Origin of the sequence: Variovorax sp. V15 (genome assembly GCF_041154425.1) — a bacterium.
GTDB classification, from domain to species: Bacteria; Pseudomonadota; Gammaproteobacteria; order Burkholderiales; family Burkholderiaceae_C; genus Variovorax; species Variovorax guangxiensis.
Genome location: NZ_AP028659.1, coordinates 2,153,801 through 2,172,311, shown reverse-complemented (window position 1 = coordinate 2,172,311; position 18,511 = coordinate 2,153,801). Strand labels below are relative to the sequence as shown.

Here is an 18,511-nt window from a genome sequence, read left to right as displayed (position 1 = left end):
CTGCTGCTTACTTGCTTGCCGCCGGAACCGGCGTCACGGGCGTCAGCGGTCCCTTGCCGCCGAAGTACGCGATCAGGTTGTCGGCGGCGAGATCGGCCATGGCGCGGCGCGTGGGCACGGTGGCGCTGGCGATGTGCGGCGTCAGCACCACGTTGGGCACGGTCAGCAGGTCGGGATGGACCTTGGGCTCGCCCTCGAACACGTCGAGGCCGGCGGCGGCGATGCGCTTCTCGCGCAGCGCCACGGCCAGCGCGGCGTCGTCGACGATGCCGCCGCGCGCGATGTTGACCAGCGTGGCGGTCGGCTTCATCAGCGCGATCTCGGCCGCGCCGATGGTGTGGTGCGACGCCGCCGAATACGGCACCACCAGCACCACGTGGTCGGCCGTCTTCAGCAGCTCTTCCTTGCTCACGTAGCTGGCCTTGCATTCGGCCTCCAGCGCCGCGTCGAGCCTGGAGCGGTTGTGATAGACCACCTTCATGCCGAAGCCGTGCGCGCCGCGCTTCGCGATGCCCTGGCCGATGCGGCCCATGCCGATGATGCCGAGCGTGGAGCCGTGGATGTCGGAGCCGGCGAACATGTCGTAGCTCCACTTCTGCCACTTGCCCGCGCGCAGGAAGTGTTCGCTCTCGGAGATGCGGCGCGCTGTGGCCATCAGCAGCGCGAAGCCGAAGTCGGCCGTGGTCTCGGTCAGCACGTCGGGCGCGTTGGTGCCGAGCACGCCGTGCGCAGCCATCGCGTCGACGTCGAAGTTGTTGTAGCCCACGGCCATGTTGGCGCAGATCTTAAGGTCGGGGCAGGCGTCGAGCACCGCGGCGTCGATTCGCTCGCTGCCGGTGGTGAAGGCGCCCTGCTTGCCCTGCAGCTTCGCGATCAGCTGTTCCTTGCTCCAGCTCTCGTCGGTCTGGTTCGACTCGACCTCGAAATGCTGCAACAGGCGCTCGATGGTCTCGGGAAAGATCGCGCGCGCGACCAGGATCTTGGGCTTGCTCATGATTTGTTTGTCTCTCAGCGGAAGAAGAGGAAGGTGGACAGGACGAACAGCGGAACCAGGATGGCGCACGACCACGCCATGTAGCCGAAGAAGCTCGGCATGCGCACGCCGCGGCTCTCGGCGATGGCCTTGACCATGAGGTTGGGTGCGTTGCCGATGTAGGTGTTGGCGCCCATGAACACGGCGCCGGCGGAGATGGCGGCGAGCGTGCTCGCGTAGGTGGTCATCAGCGCCGCCGGGTCGCCGCCCGCGGTGTTGAAGAACACCAGGTAGGTCGGCGCGTTGTCCAGGAAGGAGCTCAGCACGCCCGTGGCCCAGAAGTACGCCGCCGGATCGGGCTGGCCGTCGGCTCGCGTCACCGCCGAAACGATGGCGCCGAACGGCCCCTGCGTGCCCGCCTTGAGCATGGCGATCACCGGGATGATGGTCAGGAAGATGCCCGCGAAGAGCTTGGCCACCTCGGCCATCGGGCCCCATTCGAACTGGTTGTCGGCATGCACCTTGGGCGAGGTCAGCCTGTACGAGACCACTGCGATCGCGATCAGCCCGATGTCTCGCACCAGCCCCGGCAGGCCGACCTCGGTGCCGAACACGTCGAAGACCACCGGCGACTTCCAGAAGCCGCTCAGCAGCACCAGCGCGACCACGCCGCCCAGCAGCCAGAAGTTGGCGGCGCCGTCGAACCCGATGCGGGGCGTGTCGGGCGTGGGATCGACCGGCAGCACGCCTTCCTTGCGGTAGTAGTGGCGGTCGATCGCATAGAAGAGCGCCAGCAGCAAGCCGACGATGAAGAGCGTCTCGGGCAGGATGTGCTGCACGGTCCAGAAGAAGCTGACGCCCTTCAGGAAACCGAGGAACAGCGGCGGATCGCCCAGCGGCGTGAGCGAGCCGCCGGCGTTCGACACGATGAAGATGAAGAACACGATCACGTGCGCCTTGTGCAGGCGGTTGTCGTTGGCGCGTATCAGCGGCCTGATCAGCAGCATCGAAGCGCCCGTGGTGCCCATGAAGCTCGCAAGCACCGCGCCGATGGCGAGGATCGCTGTGTTGAGCCCCGGCGCACCGTGCAGGTTGCCCCGGATGTGGATGCCGCCCGCCACGGTGAAGAGCGCCGTCAGCAGGATGATGAACGGGATGTACTCCGCCACCAGCGCATGCACGAACTGCCCGCCGGCCAGCGGCAGGCCGAAGATCGTGGCGAAGGGCACCAGGAACGCCAGCGCCCAGGCCGCCGAGACCTTGCCGTAGTGGTGATGCCAGAAGGAAGGCGCGAGCAGCGGCAGCAGCGCGATCGACAGCAGGATGCCCGCGAAAGGCACACCCCACAGCGGAGAGAGGCTGCCGCCGTCGAATTCAGCGGCCGAGGCCAGTGCGGGGAACAGGAGCAGGAATGGCAGCGCGGCCGCCTTGGGTGGGGTCTTCTTTTGCATGGGGCCGTACCGTACCAGACGGGTCAGTACAGCTTTCAGGCCGGGGGTTGTTCGATCTCGAACACCTGGCGCAGGTAGGCCAGGTACTTCTCGTCCTCGCACATGTTCTTGGACGGCGTGTCCGACAGCTTGGCCACCGGCTGGCCGTTGCACTCGATCATCTTGATGACGATCTGCAGCGGCTCGTAGCCCAGGTCGTTGGTGAGGTTGGTGCCGATGCCGAAGGCCAGCTGGCAGCGGCCGCGGAACTGCTGGTAGAGCTCGATGGTGCGCGGCACCGTGAGGCCGTCGCTGAAGATCAGCGTCTTGGTGCGCGGGTCGACCCGGTTGGCGATGTAATGCGCCAGCATGCGCTCGCCCCAGACGAACGGGTCGCCGCTGTCGTGGCGCGCGCCGTCGAAGAGCTTGCAGAAGTACAGGTCGAAGTCGCGCAGGAAGGCGCTCATGCCGTACACGTCGGACAGCGCGATGCCCAGGTCGCCGCGGTACTCGCGCGCCCAGCTCTCGAAGCCGAAGATCTGGCTGTCGCGCAGCCGCGGGCCCAGTGCCTGGCAGGCCTGCAGGTACTCGTGCGCCATGGTGCCCAGCGGGATCATGCCCAGCTTCATCGCGTACAGCACGTTGCTGGTGCCCGCCAGCTGCGGCAGCCGCGCGCCCGGCTGCGACTGCACCGGCGGCGAGGTGACGGCGCCTAGCCGCGCGGCCGAAGTGCGCAGCACTTCTTCGTGCCAGTCCTTGGAGAAGCGGCGGCGCGTGCCGTAGTCGGCGATCTTCAGGTCGCCGAGGCCGGCCTCCTGCAACTGGGCCAGCTTGGTCTCGAGCCGGCGGCGGCCTTCCTCGAAGTCGGGCTTCTTCTGCGTGTTGCGGAAGTAGACCTCGTTGACGATGGCCAGCACCGGGATCTCGAACAGGATGGTGTGCAGCCAGGGGCCCTTGATGCGGATCTCGAGCTCGCCCGAGGGCTGGGGAATGATGTTGATGTACTTCTCGTTGAGCCTGAAGAGCCCGAGGAAGTCGACGAAGTCGCTCTTGATGAAGCGCATGGAGCGCAGGTAGGCGAGCTCTGCGTCGCGGAACTGCAGCGAGCACAGGCCGCGCACCTCTTCGCGGATCTGCCCGGCGAACTGGGCGAGGTCGACGCCCGGATTGCGGCACTTGAAGCGGTACTCGACCCTTGCCCCGGGGAAGTGATGCAGGACCACCTGCATCATCGTGAACTTGTAGAGGTCGGTGTCGAGCAGGCTGTGAATGATCATGGTGCTGGGCGCGTTGTCTCAAACTTTCGGCGGCCGTTCGATTATCACGGGACGCGTCGGCCTCTGCCTACGGGGGGCGAACAGCACGTCCTACCGACGCGGCGAATCCTCGCGGCGACATTGTTTTCACGGCGGCGGACAAGCCCCGCCGGCTCAACAGTCCCAAAGGAGATTCGCATGAACAAGGACACCATCGAAGGCAACTGGAAACAGCTCAAGGGCAAGGTCAAGGAGCAATGGGGCAAGCTGACCGACGACGACTTCGACGTCATCGCCGGCAAGCGCGACCAGTTGCTCGGCCGCATCCAGGAACGCCACGGCATCAGCCGCGACGAAGCCGAAAAGCAGGTCAAGGACTGGGAATCGCGTGACGGCCGCTCGCCGGACGCGCTCTGGTTCGAGCGCAACTGAGCGCCGCCGGACATCCCCCTGGCATCCCTGCCGAATCCGATCCATCCAATCCCCGAAGGAGAACACCCCATGAAAAAGCACCTTCTCATGCTGGCCCTCGCATCCACCTGCTTCGTGGCCACCCAGGCCAGCGCAATGACCAAGGACGAATACAAGGTCGCCAAGGAAAAGATCGAGGCCGACTACAAGGTCGCCAAGACCCAGTGCGACACGATGAAGGACAACGCCAAGGACGTCTGCATGAAGGAAGCCAAGGGCAAGGAAGACGTTGCCAAGGCCGAACTGGAGCAGCAATACCAGCCCAGCGACAGCCACGCCCGCAAGGTGGCCGAGGAAAAGGTGAAGGCCGCCTACGAAGTCGCGAAGGAAAAGTGCGACGACCAGAAGGGCGAAGCCAAGACCGCTTGCGAGAAGCAGGCCAAGGCTGACGAAGCCCAGGGCAAGGCCGAGATCAACGCCATGAAGAAGAAGATGTAAGGTCTTCGCTCGAGCCCAGTGAAAACGGCGCCCCGGGGCGCCGTTTTCCTTTGCGGAAACGGCTTCAGGGGTCTCGAGACTTGAGCGAATCGACCACCTGCTGCAGGGCCTCGGGCAGCGGCACCGGGCGCTGGGTGGCGCGATCCACGTAGACGTGCACGAAGTGGCCCTGCGCCGCCGCGGTGTCGCAGCCCTCGGCGAACAGGGCGATCTCGTAGCGCACGCTGGAGCGGCCCGCCTGCGCCACCCGCACGCCCGCCTCCACCGTCTGCGGGAAGGCGATCGGCGCGAAGTAGTTGCACTGGGTCTCCACCACGAAGCCGATGGTCTGGCCATGGTGGATGTCGAGAGCGCCGCGCTCGATGAGCAGGGCGTTCACCGCCGTATCGAACCAGCTGTAGTAGACGACGTTGTTGACGTGGCCGTACATGTCGTTGTCGGCCCAGCGCGTCGGGATGCTGCGGAATGCGCGATAGCCGTTGCGCGAATGGGGAGTGGGTCTGGTGGTCGGTGCGCTCATCGCGCGGCATTCTGCCAGCGGCTTTTGCGGCGGAAGGCAACCTTGGTGACCGGTACTCAGCCAGCCGGCAACCGCTGCGCAGCCGAATTTAGAAGGCCGCTTCTAAATTGCTGCATGGCAGCAAAAACCCCTTGATCGCAGAAACCAGCTGCCTATACTTGAGCCCATGCTGCACCGCAACATTGACGGCGAGACAGCGCAACGTGAACCGACCACTCAATCATCCCTTCTGGAGATCCCAAATGGCCCTGACCGCTGACCAAATCCTCGCCGCTCAAAAAGCAAACCTCGAAACCCTGTTCGGCCTGACCACCAAGGCTTTCGAAGGCGTCGAGAAGCTCGTCGAACTGAACGTGACCGCCTCGAAGGCCGCCCTGGCCGAAGCCCAGAACACCGCCCAGGCCGCCCTGAGCGTGAAGGACGCGCAAGAGCTGCTGACGCTGCAAGCCAGCCTGTTCCAGCCCCTGGCCGAGAAGACCGCCGCCTACAGCCGTCACCTGTACGACATCGCCCAAGGCACCGGCGCCGAGTTCACCAAGGCTTTCGAAGCCAAGGCCACCGAAGCCCAGCAAGCCTTCGTCGGCCTTGTCGACAGCGCTTCCAAGAACGCTCCCGCCGGTTCGGAAACCGCCGTTGCCGTCCTGAAGAGCGCCGTGGCCGCCGCCAACAACGCTTTCGAATCGGTTCAGAAGGCCGTCAAGCAAGCTTCGGACGTCGCCGAAGCCAACTTCAACGCCGTGTCGAGCCAGGCCGTCGCCGCTGCCAAGACCGCTACCGCCTCGCGCAAGCGCTAAGCAAGCGACCGACCACCACCAGTTGTCTCCTTGGGTCCTCACGGATCCAATTCAGGGGCCTCATCTCCGGATGAGGCCCTTTTTTTCGTCCTGCGAGCGTCTTCGATAATGGCGGGCTTATCCCAGGAGACTTCTTATGCAGATCGACGGCAAGGTTTTTATCGTGACCGGTGGCGCTTCGGGCCTCGGCGAGGGCACGGCGCGCATGCTGGCCGCCAATGGCGGCAAGGTGGTGATCGCCGATATGCAGGTTGAAAAGGGCGAAGCCGTTGCCAGGGAAATCGGCGGCGTGTTCGTCAAGTGCGACGTGAGCCAGGAGGCCGACGGCCAGGCTGCAGTCGCCGCGGCGCTCAAGCTGGGCAAGCTGGCCGGCCTCGTCAACTGCGCCGGCATCGCTCCGGCCGAGAAGACCGTGGGCAAGAACGGCCCGCACGCGCTGGCCACCTTCAGCAAGACCGTCACGGTCAACCTGATCGGCAGCTTCAACATGATCCGGCTCGCGTCCGACGCCATGAGCAGGAACGAGCCCGAATCCACCGGCGAGCGCGGCGTGCTGATTTCGACCGCCTCCGTAGCCGCCTACGACGGCCAGATCGGCCAGGCCGCCTACAGCGCCTCCAAGGGCGGCGTGGTTGGCATGACCCTGCCCATCGCCCGCGATCTCGCGCGCAGCGGCATCCGCAACATGACCATCGCGCCCGGCATCTTCGGCACGCCCATGCTCTTCGGCATGCCGCAGGAAGTGCAGGACGCACTGGCCGCCAGCGTACCCTTCCCTTCGCGCCTGGGCACGCCCGAGGACTACGCCAAGCTGGCCAAGCACATCATCGAGAACGACATGCTCAACGGCGAGGTGATCCGCCTGGACGGAGCGATTCGACTGGCTCCCCGCTGAGCCTTTCGGATTCCGGCACCCTGGTGGTGCCGGTGCGGTCCAGGCGCTCGTAGTTCGCGATCACCTGGGCCCCGAGCAGCACCAGCGTGGCGGCGATCTCCAGGCTCAGCAGCACCACGATGGCCGTGGTGAGCGAGCCGTAGACCACGTTCACCTGCGAGAGCGTCGAGAAATACCAGATCAGCACGCGCCGCGTGGCCTCCCACAGCAGCGCGGCCGTCACCCCGCCCAGCAGCGCATGGCGCAGCGACATGCGCCCGGCCGGCATCACGAGGTAGAGCGAGGTCAGCATGAAGATCTCGCCGCCCAGCCCCAGCAGGTAAAGCAGCAGCCCCGATACGCCCGACAGCGACCAGCTGCGCCCCAGCAGGTCGACGCTTTCCTGCCCCACCAGTTGCAGCGCCCCCGACACCAGCGTGACCAGCAGCAGCCCCACGCACAGGCACAGGATGTAGACGTAGGGCATGGCCACCGACACCAGGAAATGGCGCTTGTGATCCGCCTTGCGGTGGTGAAAGATCACCGCCATCGCGCTTTCGAGCACGCTGAAGGCCAGCGAGCTGAAGAAGATCATCGTCACCAGCAGCACCGGCCCCAGCACGTCGCGATGGTCCAGGAAGCTCGAAAGCTCCGCCACGATGGCCTTCGACTGCCCCGGCAGCAGCCATTCGAGGTACCGCCCGATGGTGCGCAGCAGCTCGGCCTGCTCGATGACGTGCGACAGCGCGATCACGCTCACGATCAGCAGCGGCACGATGGACAGCAGCGCGTAGTACGCCACGGCGCCGGCGAGCAGCAGGCCCTGGTTGGCGCGGAATTCCTTGAGGGCTTCCCAGATGAACCTCAGGGGGTGGCGCAGCAGCGGCGCGACGTGTTGCAGGGGTTTGGGCGTCGTCATGCGTGAATCCGGTCGCTTTCAGTATGCCGCCCGGCAGTGAACGTTCGGCCGCTTGCGTATGATTTGCCGCTCTTCGCCTACATGACCATCCCCGCTTCATTCATCCAGGAACTCATCGCGCGCGCCGATGTGGTCGAGGTCGTCGGCCGCTATGTGCAGCTCAAGAAGGCCGGCGCCAATTTCATGGGCCTGTGCCCGTTCCACGGCGAGAAATCGCCCTCCTTCTCCGTCAGCCCGACCAAGCAGTTCTATCACTGCTTCGGCTGCGGAGCGCACGGCAACGCCATCGGCTTCCTGATCGAACATGGGGGCATGGGCTTCGTCGAGGCGGTCCACGACCTGGCCGGCCAGTACGGCCTGCAGGTGCCCGAGGACGACGTCTCCCCCGCAGAACGCGCCCGCGCCGCCAGCCAGCGCCAGAAGCAGGCCACGCTGACCGATGTGCTCGAGAAGGCCGGCGACGCCTACCGCAAGCACCTGCGCCAGGCTCCTGGCGCCATCGAGTACCTGAAGGGCCGGGGCGTTTCGGGCGAGATCGCCAGGCAGTTCGGCATCGGCTATGCGCCGGCCGGCTGGCGCGCGCTGGCCAGCGTGTTTCCCGACTACGACGATCCGCTGCTCGCCGAGAGCGGCCTGGTGATCGTCAACAACGAGGAAGGCAAGCTCAGCGAGGAGGAAGCCAAGCGCTACGACCGCTTCCGCGACCGCGTGATGTTCCCGATCCGCAACGTGAAGGGCGAATGCATCGGCTTCGGCGGCCGCGTGCTGGGCGACGAGAAGCCCAAGTACCTGAACTCGCCCGAGACGCCGGTGTTCAGCAAGGGCCGCGAGCTCTACGGCCTCTACGAGGCCCGCGCGGCCTTCCGCGACAAGGGCTACGCGCTGGTCACCGAGGGCTACATGGACGTGGTCGCGCTGGCGCAGCTCGGCTTTCCGAACGCGGTGGCCACGCTGGGCACGGCCTGCACGACCGACCACGTGCAGAAGCTCTTCCGCTTCACCGAGTCGGTGGTGTTCAGCTTCGACGGCGACGCCGCCGGCCGCCGCGCCGCGCGCAAGGCGCTCGACGGCGCCCTGCCCTATGCCACCGACGTACGCAGCATCAAGTTCCTGTTCCTGCCGGCGGAGCACGACCCCGACAGCTTCATCCGCGAGCACGGCGCCGAGGCCTTCGCCCGCTTCGTCAACGAGGCCACGCCGCTGTCGCGCTTCATGATCGAGGCCGCCCGCGAAGGCTGCGACCTGACCACCGCCGAGGGCCGCGCCCACATGACGAGCAACGTGCGCCCGCTCTGGAGCGCCATGCCCGACGGGGCGCTCAAGCGGCAGTTGCTGAGCGAAATCGCGACGCTGGTGCAACTGGACGCGCCGGCGCTGTCGGAGCTGTGGGCCTCCACACCCGGTCCGCGCAAGGCCGGCGGCGGGCCCGCGCAGCAGCAGCAGCAGCGTCGCCACGACGAGCCTCCGAACTACGGCGACGGTGGCGCGGACGACTACTACCCCGACATGCCGCCGCCACAGGACTACGAACCTGCACGCTACGAAAACGATAGCAAACCCAAGTTCCAGCAGCGCAAGTTCACGGGCAAGGGCGGCAAGCGCTGGGGCGGCAAGTTCGAGGAGCCGATCGAGCCCCTGCGCGGCCGCGGCACGCCGCCCAGCCGGCCGGACGTGGCGGTTCGGCTGCTGCTGTCGAACATGGCGCAGTGGGAGGCGCTGTCGCACGAGCTCCACGTGATGCTGTGCGACCTGCCGGGCCAGCACGGCGCCCTCTTCACGTGGCTCGACAGCCAGTTGCACGAGCACGGCGTCCAGCCCTGGGCGGCCCTGCGCGAAGGCCTGCGCGGCCTCGAATTCGAGCCGCTGGCCGAGCGGCTGATGTCCGTCGCCGAAGCCGGGCCCGTTCCCGAGGGAGAAGAAGCGCAACACCTGGCCGATGCCGCCCGGGAGCTTGCCAGCGTGCTCGACTTCATGCTCGAGGAACTCTTGAAAAAGCAGGAAAACGAGGCAATTGCGGCTTTCGGGAAAGACCCGGACGCGCCGAACCGTTTCAGGGCAATTCAGGCAAGGCGGCTCGAATTGCGCGCCAGATTGCGCTCCTCGGGCTCAGAAACTGCTTGAAATTTGCGCAACACGCTATAATGTAGGGCTTCGCAATTGGCGAAATATAGGCAAGAGCGACAGCAGCACCTCCGGGCCGACCCCTAGCGCAATGCACTCCAACGGTAGATTCCGGCGGAAAGGGTCAATAACCGCAAGGACTGCACACCAAATGTTCGCCCGACATCTTGCCTGTTGAGGAATCACTTCCTCTTTCCCATTTGTTTCCAGTCCGTGCCTGTGCACGGGCTTGGTGGCGCCGTCCGCATGACGGTGCGCCTGTGATTCCGCTTGTCTTTTCTTGCCGTAACGAGGTCGTATGCCCAGTTCAAAGAAGCCTGCTCCTTCACTTGCAAAAAGCGTCGCCACCAAGCCCGCAGCAGAAAAACCGTTGAAAGCCGGTGCGAAACCGGCAACCAAGACGGCCGCCGCCGCATCCAAATCGGCCGCCGCTACGAAAGTGAAAACCGTGCCCACGAAATCGACCTCCCTCGAAGATCCCAAGAAGGCCGCCGCCCCGGCCGCCAAGAAGGTCGGCCGCCCGCCCAAGGCTGCCGGAACCGCGTCGGCCACCACCGGCGCCAAGCGCGGCCGCAAGCCCAAGGCCGACAAGGAAGCCCCCGAGAGCGACATCGACCTGTCGGACATCGAGGACGACCTGGCGGGTGACGAGCCCGCGGCTGCGGCGACCGAAGAGAAGGTCAAGCCGCTTCGCATGAAGATCAGCAAGGCGAAGGAACGCGCCTTGATGAAGGAGTTCGGACTCGACGAGACCGTGCTCTCCGAAGAAGACCTGGCCAAGCGCCGCTCGCGCCTGAAGACCCTGATCACGCTGGGCAAGACCCGCGGCTACCTCACGCACGGCGAGATCTCCGACCACCTGCCCGACAAGCTGGTCGACGCCGAGACCATGGAAGTCGTGGTCACCATGCTCAACGACATGGGCGTGGCGGTGTACGAGCAGACGCCCGATGCCGAGACCCTGCTGCTGAACAACACCGCGCCCACTGCCACCACGGTGGAAGAAGCCGAGGAAGAAGCCGAAGCCGCGCTCTCCACGGTGGACAGCGAATTCGGCCGCACCACCGACCCGGTGCGCATGTACATGCGCGAGATGGGCACGGTCGAGCTGCTGACGCGCGAAGGCGAAATCGAGATCGCCAAGCGCATCGAAGGCGGCCTGATGGCCATGATGGAGGCCATCTCGGCCTCCCCCGCCACCATCGCCGAGATCCTGCGCCTGGCCGGCGAGATCCGTGAAGGCAAGGTCGTCATCTCGACCATCGTCGACGGCTTCTCCAACCCCAACGAGGCCGACGACTACGTTGCCGAGGAAGACTTCGACGAATTCGACGAGGAAGACGACGACGACGGCAAGGGCGGCTCCAAGGCGCTCACCAAGAAGCTGGAAGAGCTCAAGAACGAGGCCCTCTCGCGCTTCGACCGCATCGCCGAACTGTTCGAGAAGATCCACAAGATCTACGAGAAGGAAGGCTACGGCACGCCGGCGTACGCCAAGGCCCAGCAGGCCGTGTCCGACGAGCTGATGACCATCCGCTTCACCGCGCGCACCATCGAGAAGCTGTGCGACCTGGTGCGCACGCAGGTGGACGACGTGCGCAAGAAGGAACGCGAGCTGCGCCGCATCATCGTGGACAAGTGCGGCTTCCCGCAGGACGAGTTCATCCGCGACTTCAGCGGCTACGACAAGAACGGCAACCGCATCGCCTCCAACCTGCTGAACCTGAAGTGGGTCGAGAAGCAGGCCGCCGCAGGCAAGCCCTGGAGCTCGGTGCTCGCGCGCAACATTCCGCCGGTGCAGGAACTGCAGCAGAAGCTTGCCGACATCCAGTCGCGCGTGGTGGTGCCGCTGTCGGAGCTCAAGGACATCAACAAGCGCATGAACGAGGGCGAATCGTCCTCGCGCGACGCCAAGAAGGAAATGATCGAGGCCAACCTGCGCCTCGTGATCTCCATCGCCAAGAAGTACACGAACCGCGGCCTCCAGTTCCTCGACCTGATCCAGGAAGGCAACATCGGCCTGATGAAGGCGGTCGACAAGTTCGAATACCGTCGCGGCTACAAATTCTCGACCTACGCGACGTGGTGGATCCGCCAGGCCATCACCCGCTCGATCGCCGACCAGGCGCGCACCATCCGCATCCCGGTGCACATGATCGAGACGATCAACAAGATGAACCGCATCTCGCGCCAGCATCTGCAGGAGTTCGGCTTCGAGCCCGACGCCGGCATCCTGGCCGCCAAGATGGAGATCCCGGAAGACAAGATCCGCAAGATCATGAAGATCGCGAAGGAGCCGATCTCGATGGAAACCCCCATCGGCGACGACGACGATTCGCACCTGGGCGACTTCATCGAGGACAGCAGCAACACGGCCCCCATCGAGGCCGCGATGCAGGCCGGCCTGCGCGACGTGGTCAAGGACATCCTCGACAGCCTCACGCCGCGCGAAGCCAAGGTGCTGCGCATGCGCTTCGGCATCGAGATGAGCACGGACCACACGCTGGAAGAAGTCGGCAAGCAGTTCGACGTGACCCGCGAGCGCATCCGCCAGATCGAAGCGAAGGCCCTGCGCAAGCTCAAGCATCCGTCGCGTTCGGACAAGCTGCGCAGCTTTATTGATACGCTCTGATCCGGTCTCCCGGTATTTCCCCGACGAGGAGGCGCCCGCAAGGGCGCTTTCTTTTTGGTCCTCGCAATACACGCAATAAGAAGAATGGAGCAAACCTCACCATGAATCCCGATGCAGACAAACTCTGGCAGGCCCCGCGCTGGGCGCTTGCCGTGCTGCTCGCCGTGCTGGGCATGCTCGGGCCCTTCTCCATCGACACCTACATCCCGGCCTTCTCGGGCATCGCGCAGTCCATCGGCGCGACGCCGGCCGAGATGCAGCAGACGCTGTCGGCCTACCTTTTCGGCTTCGCGTTCATGAACCTGTTCCACGGCGCGCTGTCCGACAGCTTCGGCCGCCGCCCCGTCGTGCTGTGGGGGCTGGCGGTGTTCACGCTGGCCTCGCTGGGCTGCGCGCTCTCGCAGAACATCACGCAGCTGGTGCTGTTCCGGGGGCTGCAGGGCCTGTCGACCGGCGCCGGCATCGTGGTCTCGCGCGCGGTGATCCGCGACATGTTCCCGCCGGCCGAGGCACAGCGGGTGATGAGCCAGGTCACGATCTACTTCGGCGTGGCGCCGGCCATCGCGCCCATCGTGGGCGGCTTCCTCTTCGTGCACGCGGGCTGGCACGCGGTGTTCTGGTTCCTGGTGGCGGTGGGCGTGGCGCTGTTCGCGGCCAACTACAAGCTGCTGCCGGAGACGCTGCACAAGGACCACCGCCAGCCCTTCCAGGTGCGCCACCTGATGCGCGGCTACTGGAGCCTGTGCTCCGACCCGCGCTTTCTGCTGCTGGCCTTCGCCAGCGGCGTGCCCTTCAATGGCATGTTCCTCTACGTGCTGGCCGCGCCCGCCTTCCTGGGCGACCACCTCGCGCTGCAGCCGCAGCAGTTCTTCTGGTTCTTCCTGCTGACCATCGGCGGCATCATGCTCGGCGCGCGCGCCAGCGGGCGCATGGCCGGCAAGGTGGCGCCCAAGCGGCAGATCCGCGACGGCTTCGTGATCATGCTGGCCACCTCTGTGGTCAACGTGGTGGCCAACACCTTCTTCCACGCACACGTGGCCTGGGCGCTTTGGCCGCTGGCGGTGTTCGCCTTCGGCTGGGCGCTGATGGTGCCGGTGGTCACGCTGCTGGTGCTCGACCTGCACCCCGAGCGCCGCGGCATGGCCTCGTCGCTGCAGGCGGTGATCGGCTCCACCGCCAACGGCATCGTGGCCGGCGCGGTGGCGCCGCTGGTGATGCACTCCACGCTCGCGCTGGCGCTGACCTCCATGGGCATGCTCGCCATCGGGCTGGTCGCCTGGGTGTGGCTGCACGGCCGCTGGCCGGACATCGGGCGCAAGGTGGCGCACGAAGGCTGAGCACATGCGCTTCGCAGCCCTCCTCACCCACGCGCGCGCCTGGCTGCCGGGCCGCACCACCGTCGACGCGCGCGAGCGGCTGCGCGCCGTCCTGGGCGCGGGCATCGGCCTGCTGGTGGCCGCGTTGCTGTCGCACTGGCTGGCCGGGCCGCTGCACGCCTCGGTCTGGCTGATCGCGCCGCTGGGCGCCAGCGCCGTGCTGGTTTTCGCGGTGCCGGCGAGTCCGCTCGCGCAGCCCTGGTCGGTGATCGGCGGCAACACGCTGTCGGCGGTGGTCGGCATCGCGGCGGCCAACTGGATTCCCCAACCCGAGCTGGCCGCCGCCGTCGCGGTGGCGGGCGCCATCGGCCTGATGTTCAGCGCGCGCTGCCTGCACCCGCCCGGCGGCGCGGCAGCGCTGCTGGCGGTGCTGACCCACACCACGCATTTCTCGTCGGCCCTCTTTCCGTTCTTCACCAACTCGCTGCTGCTGGTGCTGGCCGGCGTGGCCTACAACACGCTGACCGGGCGGCGCTATCCGCACGTGCAGGTCGCCGCGCGCCCGCCGGGCTCCGATGCGCGCTTCAGCCAGGCCGACATCGACGCCGTGCTCGCCCGCTACAACCAGGTGCTGGACATCAGCCGCGACGACCTCGAATCGCTGATCCGGGAGACCGAGCTGGAGTCGTACAAGCGCCGGCTGGGCACGCTGAGCTGCGCGGACATCATGTCCAACGTGCCGATCTCGGTGGAGTTCGGCACGCCGCTGCAGGAAGCCTGGGCGCTGATGCACGAGCGCCGCATCAAGGCCCTGCCCGTCACCGACCGCACGCGCCGCGTGGTGGGCATCGTCACGCAGGCCGACTTCTTCCGCCAGCTCGACCTGCAGCACCACGAAGGCATCGCCGCCAAGCTGCGCGACCTGATCCGCGCCACCCGCACCGTGATGTCGAGCAAGCCCGAAGTGGTGGGCCAGATCATGACGCGCCAGGTGCGCGTGGCCAGCGCCGACCGGCCCGTGGTCGACCTGGTGCCGCTGTTCTCCGAGGGCGGCCACCACCACATTCCCATCATCGACGACGAAAAGCGGCTGGCCGGCATGATCACCCAGTCGGACTTCGTGCGCGCCCTCTACCGCGCCGTGCGGCCCGAACCCAACTGAAGCGAAAGGAGCACGCGCATGGCGTGGATCGTGTTGTTCATCGCGGGCCTGCTCGAAACGGGCTGGGCCATCGGCCTCAAGTACACCGAGGGGTTCACGAAGCTCTGGCCCTCGGTGGGCACCGCGATCTCGATGGTGCTCAGCGTGGTGCTGCTGGGCTGGGCGATGCGCTCGCTGCCCGTGGGCACGGCCTACGCGGTGTGGACCGGCATCGGCGCGGTGGGCACCGTGGCCCTGGGCATCGTGCTGTTCGGCGAGCCTGCCAACGCAGCGCGGCTCGTGTGTGTCGCGCTGATCGTGGCCGGCATCATCGGGCTCAAGTTCACGAGCCAGGGTTGAGTTCTTCTTCCCTTCCCGCCTACTCGACCGTCACGTTCGCCTTCTTCACCAGCGCCGCGTAGCGGGCCGCCTCGCTGCGGAAATAGCCGGCAGCCTGCTCGGGCGTGGTGGGCCTGACGACATTGCCCTGCTTGTCCATCGCCTCGCGCACCTCGGCACTGGAAAAAGCCGCGACCACGGCGGCATGGATGCGGGCGACGTCCGCCGGCTGCATCTTCGCCGGCCCGATCAGCGCGAACCAGCCCTCGACCGCGTAGTTCGGCAGCCCCTGCTCGGCGATGGTCGGAATGTCCGGCGCGGCCGGCGAGCGCTGCGCGCCGCACAGGCCGATGGCGCGCAGCGCGCCGCTCTTGATGTGCGACTGCACCGCCGGCAGCGCCACCACGCCCAACTCGACCTGGCCGCCGATCATGTCCGTCATCATCGGCCCGGTGCCCTTGTACGGGATGTGCCGCGCCTTCACGCCGGCCTCGTCCATGAACATCTCGCCCGCCAGATGGATGATGGTGCCGTTGCCCGACGAGGCGTAGTTGTAGGCGCCCGGCTTCGCGCGCAGCAGCGCGACCAGCTCGGGCACGTTCTTCGCCGGCAGCTTCGGGTTGGCCAGCAGCACCAGGGGCGTCGCGCCCACCACGCTGATCGGCGTGATGTCGTTGATCGCGTCGAAAGGCATCTTCCTGAAAACCGCCGGGTTGATGACGTGGTTGTTCGACACCATGCCCAGCGTGAGCCCGTCCGGCGCCGCCTTGACGATGGCCGCCGCGCCGGTGATGCCGCCCGCGCCCGGCAGGTTGTCGATCACCACCGGCTGGCCGAAGGCCTTGCCCAGCGCGGGCGCGGCGGCGCGCGCGATGGTGTCGACGCCCGAGCCCGCGCTGATCGGCAGGATCAGGCGGATGGGCTTGTCCGAACCCTGCGCGAACGCGGGGCATGCGGCCAGCGCGGCTGCGCTGGCGCCGAGGCCGAGCACCGCGCGGCGGTTCATCTTCAGGGGAAGCGTTTTCGTCATGGTCTTGTCTCTCTTCTTTATGTTTCTGGAAAGGCGCCTTGCTCAGGCCACCGCCGACTCCGCATGCATCGCGTCGACCTGCTCGCGTGCATAGCCAAGTTCGGCCAGCAGTTCGCGGGTGTGCTCGCCCAGGGTCGGCGGATGCAGCCGCACGCCCAGGCGCTCGCCACCCAGCGTGATCGGGAACAGCGTGGTCTGCGCCATCTCTCCGGCGCGCTCGCCGTCGGGCAGGCGGATGTCGGCAAGGCCGCCCGTGGCCTTCAGGTGCGGATCGGCGTAGAGGTCCTCGGGCCGCGTGATCGGCGCGAAAGGCAGGCCCTTCGCCTCGAAGATCGCCGACAGCTCCGCCGCCGAACGCTGCGCGAGGCGCTGGCGCAGGTCGGCCAGCAGCGTGGGGCGCATGCGCACGCGGTCGTTGTTGGTGGCCAGCGCGGGGTCGGCCTTCAGGTCGTCGAAGCCGAGTGCATCGCAGAAGGTCTTCCACTGCGCGTCGCTCACCGCCGCCAGGAAGATCTGCTCGCCGTCCTTCACGGTGAACACGTCGTACAGCGCCCAGGCCGAGATGCGCTCGGGCATCGGCGCGGCCGCCTGGCCGGTGATGGCGTACTGCAGCATGTGCTGGCCGACGAGGAACACGTTGTTCTCGAACAGCGCCGATTTCACCTCCTGCCCCTTGCCGGTCTGCATGCGCTGCATCAGAGCGGCGATCGCGCCGATGGCGCCGAACATGCCGCCCATGATGTCGTTCACGCTGGTGCCCGCGCGCAGCGGATCGCCGGGGCGGCCCGTCATGTAGGCGAGGCCGCCCATCATCTGAACCACCTCGTCGAGCGCGGTGCGGTGCTCGTAGGGGCCGGGCAGGAAACCCGCGTGGTCCACGTACACGAGGCGCGGATTGAGTTTGCTCAGCGCGGCGTAGCCCAGGCCGTACTTGTCCATGGTGCCGGGCTTGAAGTTCTGCACGACCACGTCGGCGCTCACGCACAGCCGCAGCGCGGCCTCGAGCCCCTGCGGATTGCGCAGGTCGAGCGCGATGCTCTTCTTGTTGCGGTTGAACATCGGGAAGAAGCCCGCGCCCGCACCCAGCAGGTGCCGCGTGCGGTCGCCCTCGATGGGCTCGACCTTGATGACTTCCGCGCCCAGGTCGGCCAGCACCATGCCGCAGGTCGGCCCCATCACCATGTGCGTGAACTCGACCACGCGGATGCCCGCGAGCGGCAGGCGTTTGGCTTGCGTATCGCTCGTGCTCATGCCGCAACGCCTTCCGTGGCCGTGAAAGTCTTCGGGAAACCCGCGCGCCACACCGTGCCCTGCAGCGTCTCGCCTTCGAGCCAGCCGGCCACGCGCCTGCGCAGGTCGAGCAGCTTCGGCAGGTCGACGCCGGTGGCGACGCCCATGCTCTCGAGCATGAAGACCAGGTCTTCGGTGTCGACGTTGCCGCTGGCGCCGGGCGCATGCGGGCAGCCGCCGATGCCGGCGAGGCAGGCGTCGAAGCGGGTGATGCCGACTTCGAGCGCCGCATAGGCGTTCGCGAGCCCCATGCCGCGCGTGTCGTGGAAGTGGCCGCACCACAGCCGGTCGCCCGCGATGCGCAGGGCGCGCTCGAACAGGCTGCGCACCATCGCCGGATCGGCATAGCCCACGGTGTCGGCGAGGCTCACGCGGTCGGCGCCGGCGTCGAGCAGCGCCTGCATCAGCCGCAGCACCTCTTCGGGATCGACGTGGCCCTGCAGCGTGCAGCCGAAGGCCGTGCCCACGCCGCCGTCGATCAGCGTCTTCGAGCCCGCGGCGTCGCGCGCCGCGCGGATGCGGCCGACCTCGGCGACCACCTCGTCGGGCGTCTTGCGCAGGTTGGCGAGGCTGTGCGCGTGGCTGGCCGACAGCGGCACCACCATCAGGTCGGCGCCGCCCTCGATGGCCCGCTCGGCGCCCTTGAGGTTGGGCACCAGCACCGAGGCGAAGAGCCCCGGCAGCGTCTTCGCGTAGGCCAGCAGCTCGGCCGTGTCGGCCAGTTGCGGCAGCAGGCGCGCCGGCGCGAAGGAGCCGACCTCGATCTCGCGCTGGCCGGCGGCGTGCGCGTCGCGGATCCATTCGAGCTTGTTTTCGGTGGAAAGCACTCGCGCGATGCTCTGGAGGCCGTCGCGCAGGCCCACTTCGCGGACGACCGCGCGCGGCGGCAGGAAGGCGTGAATCAAGTCTTGTCTCCGTGGTGATGCTGGGTGATCCAGGCTAGGGCACCGATGGTAGGAGTTCCAGT

At 66.9% G+C, this 18,511-nt stretch carries 18 protein-coding genes; 9 read left to right on the top strand and 9 right to left on the bottom strand.

Annotated elements, in window-relative coordinates; genetic code table 11:
- Nucleotides 1-7: 7 nt before the first annotated feature.
- From ACAM57_RS10215 to pncB, 3 genes are read right to left on the bottom strand one after another with little or no spacing between them, the layout of a single operon-like run.
- Entirely contained in the window at nt 8-994 is a 987-nt protein-coding gene (locus tag ACAM57_RS10215; protein WP_369661566.1) for a 2-hydroxyacid dehydrogenase, read from the bottom strand.
- A 14-nt stretch (nt 995-1,008) separates the two neighbouring features.
- The gene (locus ACAM57_RS10210; RefSeq protein ID WP_369661565.1) at nt 1,009-2,424 is read right to left on the bottom strand and encodes a sodium:proton antiporter; all 1,416 of its coding nucleotides are present in this window, start codon (nt 2,422-2,424) and stop codon (nt 1,009-1,011) included.
- 35 nt (nt 2,425-2,459) lie between these two features.
- Nucleotides 2,460-3,680: a nicotinate phosphoribosyltransferase gene (pncB, locus tag ACAM57_RS10205; RefSeq protein ID WP_184641368.1), complete on the bottom strand. Its 1,221-nt coding sequence runs from the start codon at nt 3,678-3,680 to the stop codon at nt 2,460-2,462.
- Between the two features lie 177 nt (nt 3,681-3,857).
- Between pncB and ACAM57_RS10200 the strand changes: the two genes are divergently transcribed.
- Together ACAM57_RS10200 and ACAM57_RS10195 are read left to right on the top strand one after the other, a co-directional pair.
- The gene (locus tag ACAM57_RS10200; protein ID WP_126024924.1) at nt 3,858-4,091 is read left to right on the top strand and encodes a CsbD family protein; all 234 of its coding nucleotides are present in this window, start codon (nt 3,858-3,860) and stop codon (nt 4,089-4,091) included.
- Nucleotides 4,092-4,160: 69 nt separating this feature from the next.
- Nucleotides 4,161-4,568 (top strand): hypothetical protein, encoded by a 408-nt coding sequence (locus tag ACAM57_RS10195; protein WP_126024923.1) that lies wholly within the window; start codon nt 4,161-4,163, stop codon nt 4,566-4,568.
- Between the two features lie 64 nt (nt 4,569-4,632).
- Here the strand turns inward: ACAM57_RS10195 and ACAM57_RS10190 are convergent, their stop codons facing one another.
- Nucleotides 4,633-5,088, bottom strand: a complete 456-nt coding sequence (locus tag ACAM57_RS10190; RefSeq protein WP_126024922.1) for a thioesterase family protein — start codon at nt 5,086-5,088, stop codon at nt 4,633-4,635.
- A gap of 242 nt (nt 5,089-5,330) precedes the next feature.
- On the opposite strand from ACAM57_RS10190, the gene ACAM57_RS10185 reads away from it, so the two are divergent.
- Both ACAM57_RS10185 and ACAM57_RS10180 read left to right on the top strand, forming a co-directional pair.
- Nucleotides 5,331-5,882 carry a phasin family protein gene (locus ACAM57_RS10185; RefSeq protein ID WP_019655862.1) on the top strand — a complete coding sequence of 184 codons (552 nt, stop codon included), beginning with the start codon at nt 5,331-5,333 and terminating at the stop codon, nt 5,880-5,882.
- Between the two features lie 136 nt (nt 5,883-6,018).
- Nucleotides 6,019-6,777 carry a 3-hydroxyacyl-CoA dehydrogenase gene (locus ACAM57_RS10180; RefSeq protein WP_369661564.1) on the top strand — a complete coding sequence of 253 codons (759 nt, stop codon included), beginning with the start codon at nt 6,019-6,021 and terminating at the stop codon, nt 6,775-6,777.
- On the opposite strand, the gene ACAM57_RS10175 is transcribed toward ACAM57_RS10180, so the two are convergent.
- Entirely contained in the window at nt 6,725-7,675 is a 951-nt protein-coding gene (locus ACAM57_RS10175; RefSeq protein WP_369661563.1) for a YihY/virulence factor BrkB family protein, read from the bottom strand. The two genes, ACAM57_RS10180 and ACAM57_RS10175, sit on opposite strands and share 53 nt — an antisense overlap.
- 81 nt (nt 7,676-7,756) lie before the next feature.
- On the opposite strand from ACAM57_RS10175, the gene dnaG reads away from it, so the two are divergent.
- Complete coding sequence (gene dnaG / locus ACAM57_RS10170; RefSeq protein ID WP_369661562.1) at nt 7,757-9,796, top strand: DNA primase; 2,040 nt, start codon at nt 7,757-7,759, stop codon at nt 9,794-9,796.
- Between the two features lie 15 nt (nt 9,797-9,811).
- On the opposite strand, the gene ACAM57_RS10165 is transcribed toward dnaG, so the two are convergent.
- The gene (locus tag ACAM57_RS10165) at nt 9,812-10,252 is read right to left on the bottom strand and encodes a hypothetical protein (RefSeq protein ID WP_240650804.1); all 441 of its coding nucleotides are present in this window, start codon (nt 10,250-10,252) and stop codon (nt 9,812-9,814) included.
- On the opposite strand from ACAM57_RS10165, the gene rpoD reads away from it, so the two are divergent.
- The 4 genes from rpoD (at nt 10,245) to sugE (ending at nt 15,245) form a co-directional block, all read left to right on the top strand.
- Nucleotides 10,245-12,428 (top strand): RNA polymerase sigma factor RpoD, encoded by a 2,184-nt coding sequence (gene rpoD, locus ACAM57_RS10160; RefSeq protein WP_311737057.1) that lies wholly within the window; start codon nt 10,245-10,247, stop codon nt 12,426-12,428. The two genes, ACAM57_RS10165 and rpoD, sit on opposite strands and share 8 nt — an antisense overlap.
- Before the next feature lie 101 nt (nt 12,429-12,529).
- Nucleotides 12,530-13,765 (top strand): multidrug effflux MFS transporter, encoded by a 1,236-nt coding sequence (locus ACAM57_RS10155; RefSeq protein WP_126024917.1) that lies wholly within the window; start codon nt 12,530-12,532, stop codon nt 13,763-13,765.
- A gap of 4 nt (nt 13,766-13,769) precedes the next feature.
- Complete coding sequence (locus ACAM57_RS10150) at nt 13,770-14,906, top strand: HPP family protein (protein WP_369661561.1); 1,137 nt, start codon at nt 13,770-13,772, stop codon at nt 14,904-14,906.
- Between the two features lie 18 nt (nt 14,907-14,924).
- The gene (gene sugE, locus ACAM57_RS10145) at nt 14,925-15,245 is read left to right on the top strand and encodes a quaternary ammonium compound efflux SMR transporter SugE (protein WP_126024915.1); all 321 of its coding nucleotides are present in this window, start codon (nt 14,925-14,927) and stop codon (nt 15,243-15,245) included.
- A gap of 19 nt (nt 15,246-15,264) precedes the next feature.
- On the opposite strand, the gene ACAM57_RS10140 is transcribed toward sugE, so the two are convergent.
- The 3 genes from ACAM57_RS10140 to ACAM57_RS10130 are packed head-to-tail and all read right to left on the bottom strand — an operon-like array spanning nt 15,265 to nt 18,449.
- Nucleotides 15,265-16,254 (bottom strand): tripartite tricarboxylate transporter substrate binding protein, encoded by a 990-nt coding sequence (locus tag ACAM57_RS10140; RefSeq protein ID WP_369661560.1) that lies wholly within the window; start codon nt 16,252-16,254, stop codon nt 15,265-15,267.
- A gap of 42 nt (nt 16,255-16,296) precedes the next feature.
- A complete protein-coding gene (locus tag ACAM57_RS10135) occupies nt 16,297-17,505 on the bottom strand; it encodes a CaiB/BaiF CoA transferase family protein (protein ID WP_369661559.1) in 1,209 nt (402 codons plus the stop codon).
- Nucleotides 17,502-18,449 (bottom strand): hydroxymethylglutaryl-CoA lyase, encoded by a 948-nt coding sequence (locus tag ACAM57_RS10130; protein WP_369661558.1) that lies wholly within the window; start codon nt 18,447-18,449, stop codon nt 17,502-17,504. Before ACAM57_RS10130 ends, ACAM57_RS10135 begins: the two co-directional genes overlap by 4 nt.
- Between the last annotated feature and the right edge of the window lie 62 nt (nt 18,450-18,511).

Coding starts and splice junctions, on each gene's coding strand:
- ACAM57_RS10215 (WP_369661566.1), bottom strand. CDS start 994: ATGAGCAAGCCCAAGATCCTGGTCGCGCGCGCGATCTTTCCCGAGACC.
- ACAM57_RS10210 (WP_369661565.1), bottom strand. CDS start 2,424: ATGCAAAAGAAGACCCCACCCAAGGCGGCCGCGCTGCCATTCCTGCTC.
- pncB (WP_184641368.1), bottom strand. CDS start 3,680: ATGATCATTCACAGCCTGCTCGACACCGACCTCTACAAGTTCACGATG.
- ACAM57_RS10200 (WP_126024924.1), top strand. CDS start 3,858: ATGAACAAGGACACCATCGAAGGCAACTGGAAACAGCTCAAGGGCAAG.
- ACAM57_RS10195 (WP_126024923.1), top strand. CDS start 4,161: ATGAAAAAGCACCTTCTCATGCTGGCCCTCGCATCCACCTGCTTCGTG.
- ACAM57_RS10190 (WP_126024922.1), bottom strand. CDS start 5,088: ATGAGCGCACCGACCACCAGACCCACTCCCCATTCGCGCAACGGCTAT.
- ACAM57_RS10185 (WP_019655862.1), top strand. CDS start 5,331: ATGGCCCTGACCGCTGACCAAATCCTCGCCGCTCAAAAAGCAAACCTC.
- ACAM57_RS10180 (WP_369661564.1), top strand. CDS start 6,019: ATGCAGATCGACGGCAAGGTTTTTATCGTGACCGGTGGCGCTTCGGGC.
- ACAM57_RS10175 (WP_369661563.1), bottom strand. CDS start 7,675: ATGACGACGCCCAAACCCCTGCAACACGTCGCGCCGCTGCTGCGCCAC.
- dnaG (WP_369661562.1), top strand. CDS start 7,757: ATGACCATCCCCGCTTCATTCATCCAGGAACTCATCGCGCGCGCCGAT.
- ACAM57_RS10155 (WP_126024917.1), top strand. CDS start 12,530: ATGAATCCCGATGCAGACAAACTCTGGCAGGCCCCGCGCTGGGCGCTT.
- ACAM57_RS10150 (WP_369661561.1), top strand. CDS start 13,770: ATGCGCTTCGCAGCCCTCCTCACCCACGCGCGCGCCTGGCTGCCGGGC.
- sugE (WP_126024915.1), top strand. CDS start 14,925: ATGGCGTGGATCGTGTTGTTCATCGCGGGCCTGCTCGAAACGGGCTGG.
- ACAM57_RS10140 (WP_369661560.1), bottom strand. CDS start 16,254: ATGACGAAAACGCTTCCCCTGAAGATGAACCGCCGCGCGGTGCTCGGC.
- ACAM57_RS10135 (WP_369661559.1), bottom strand. CDS start 17,505: ATGAGCACGAGCGATACGCAAGCCAAACGCCTGCCGCTCGCGGGCATC.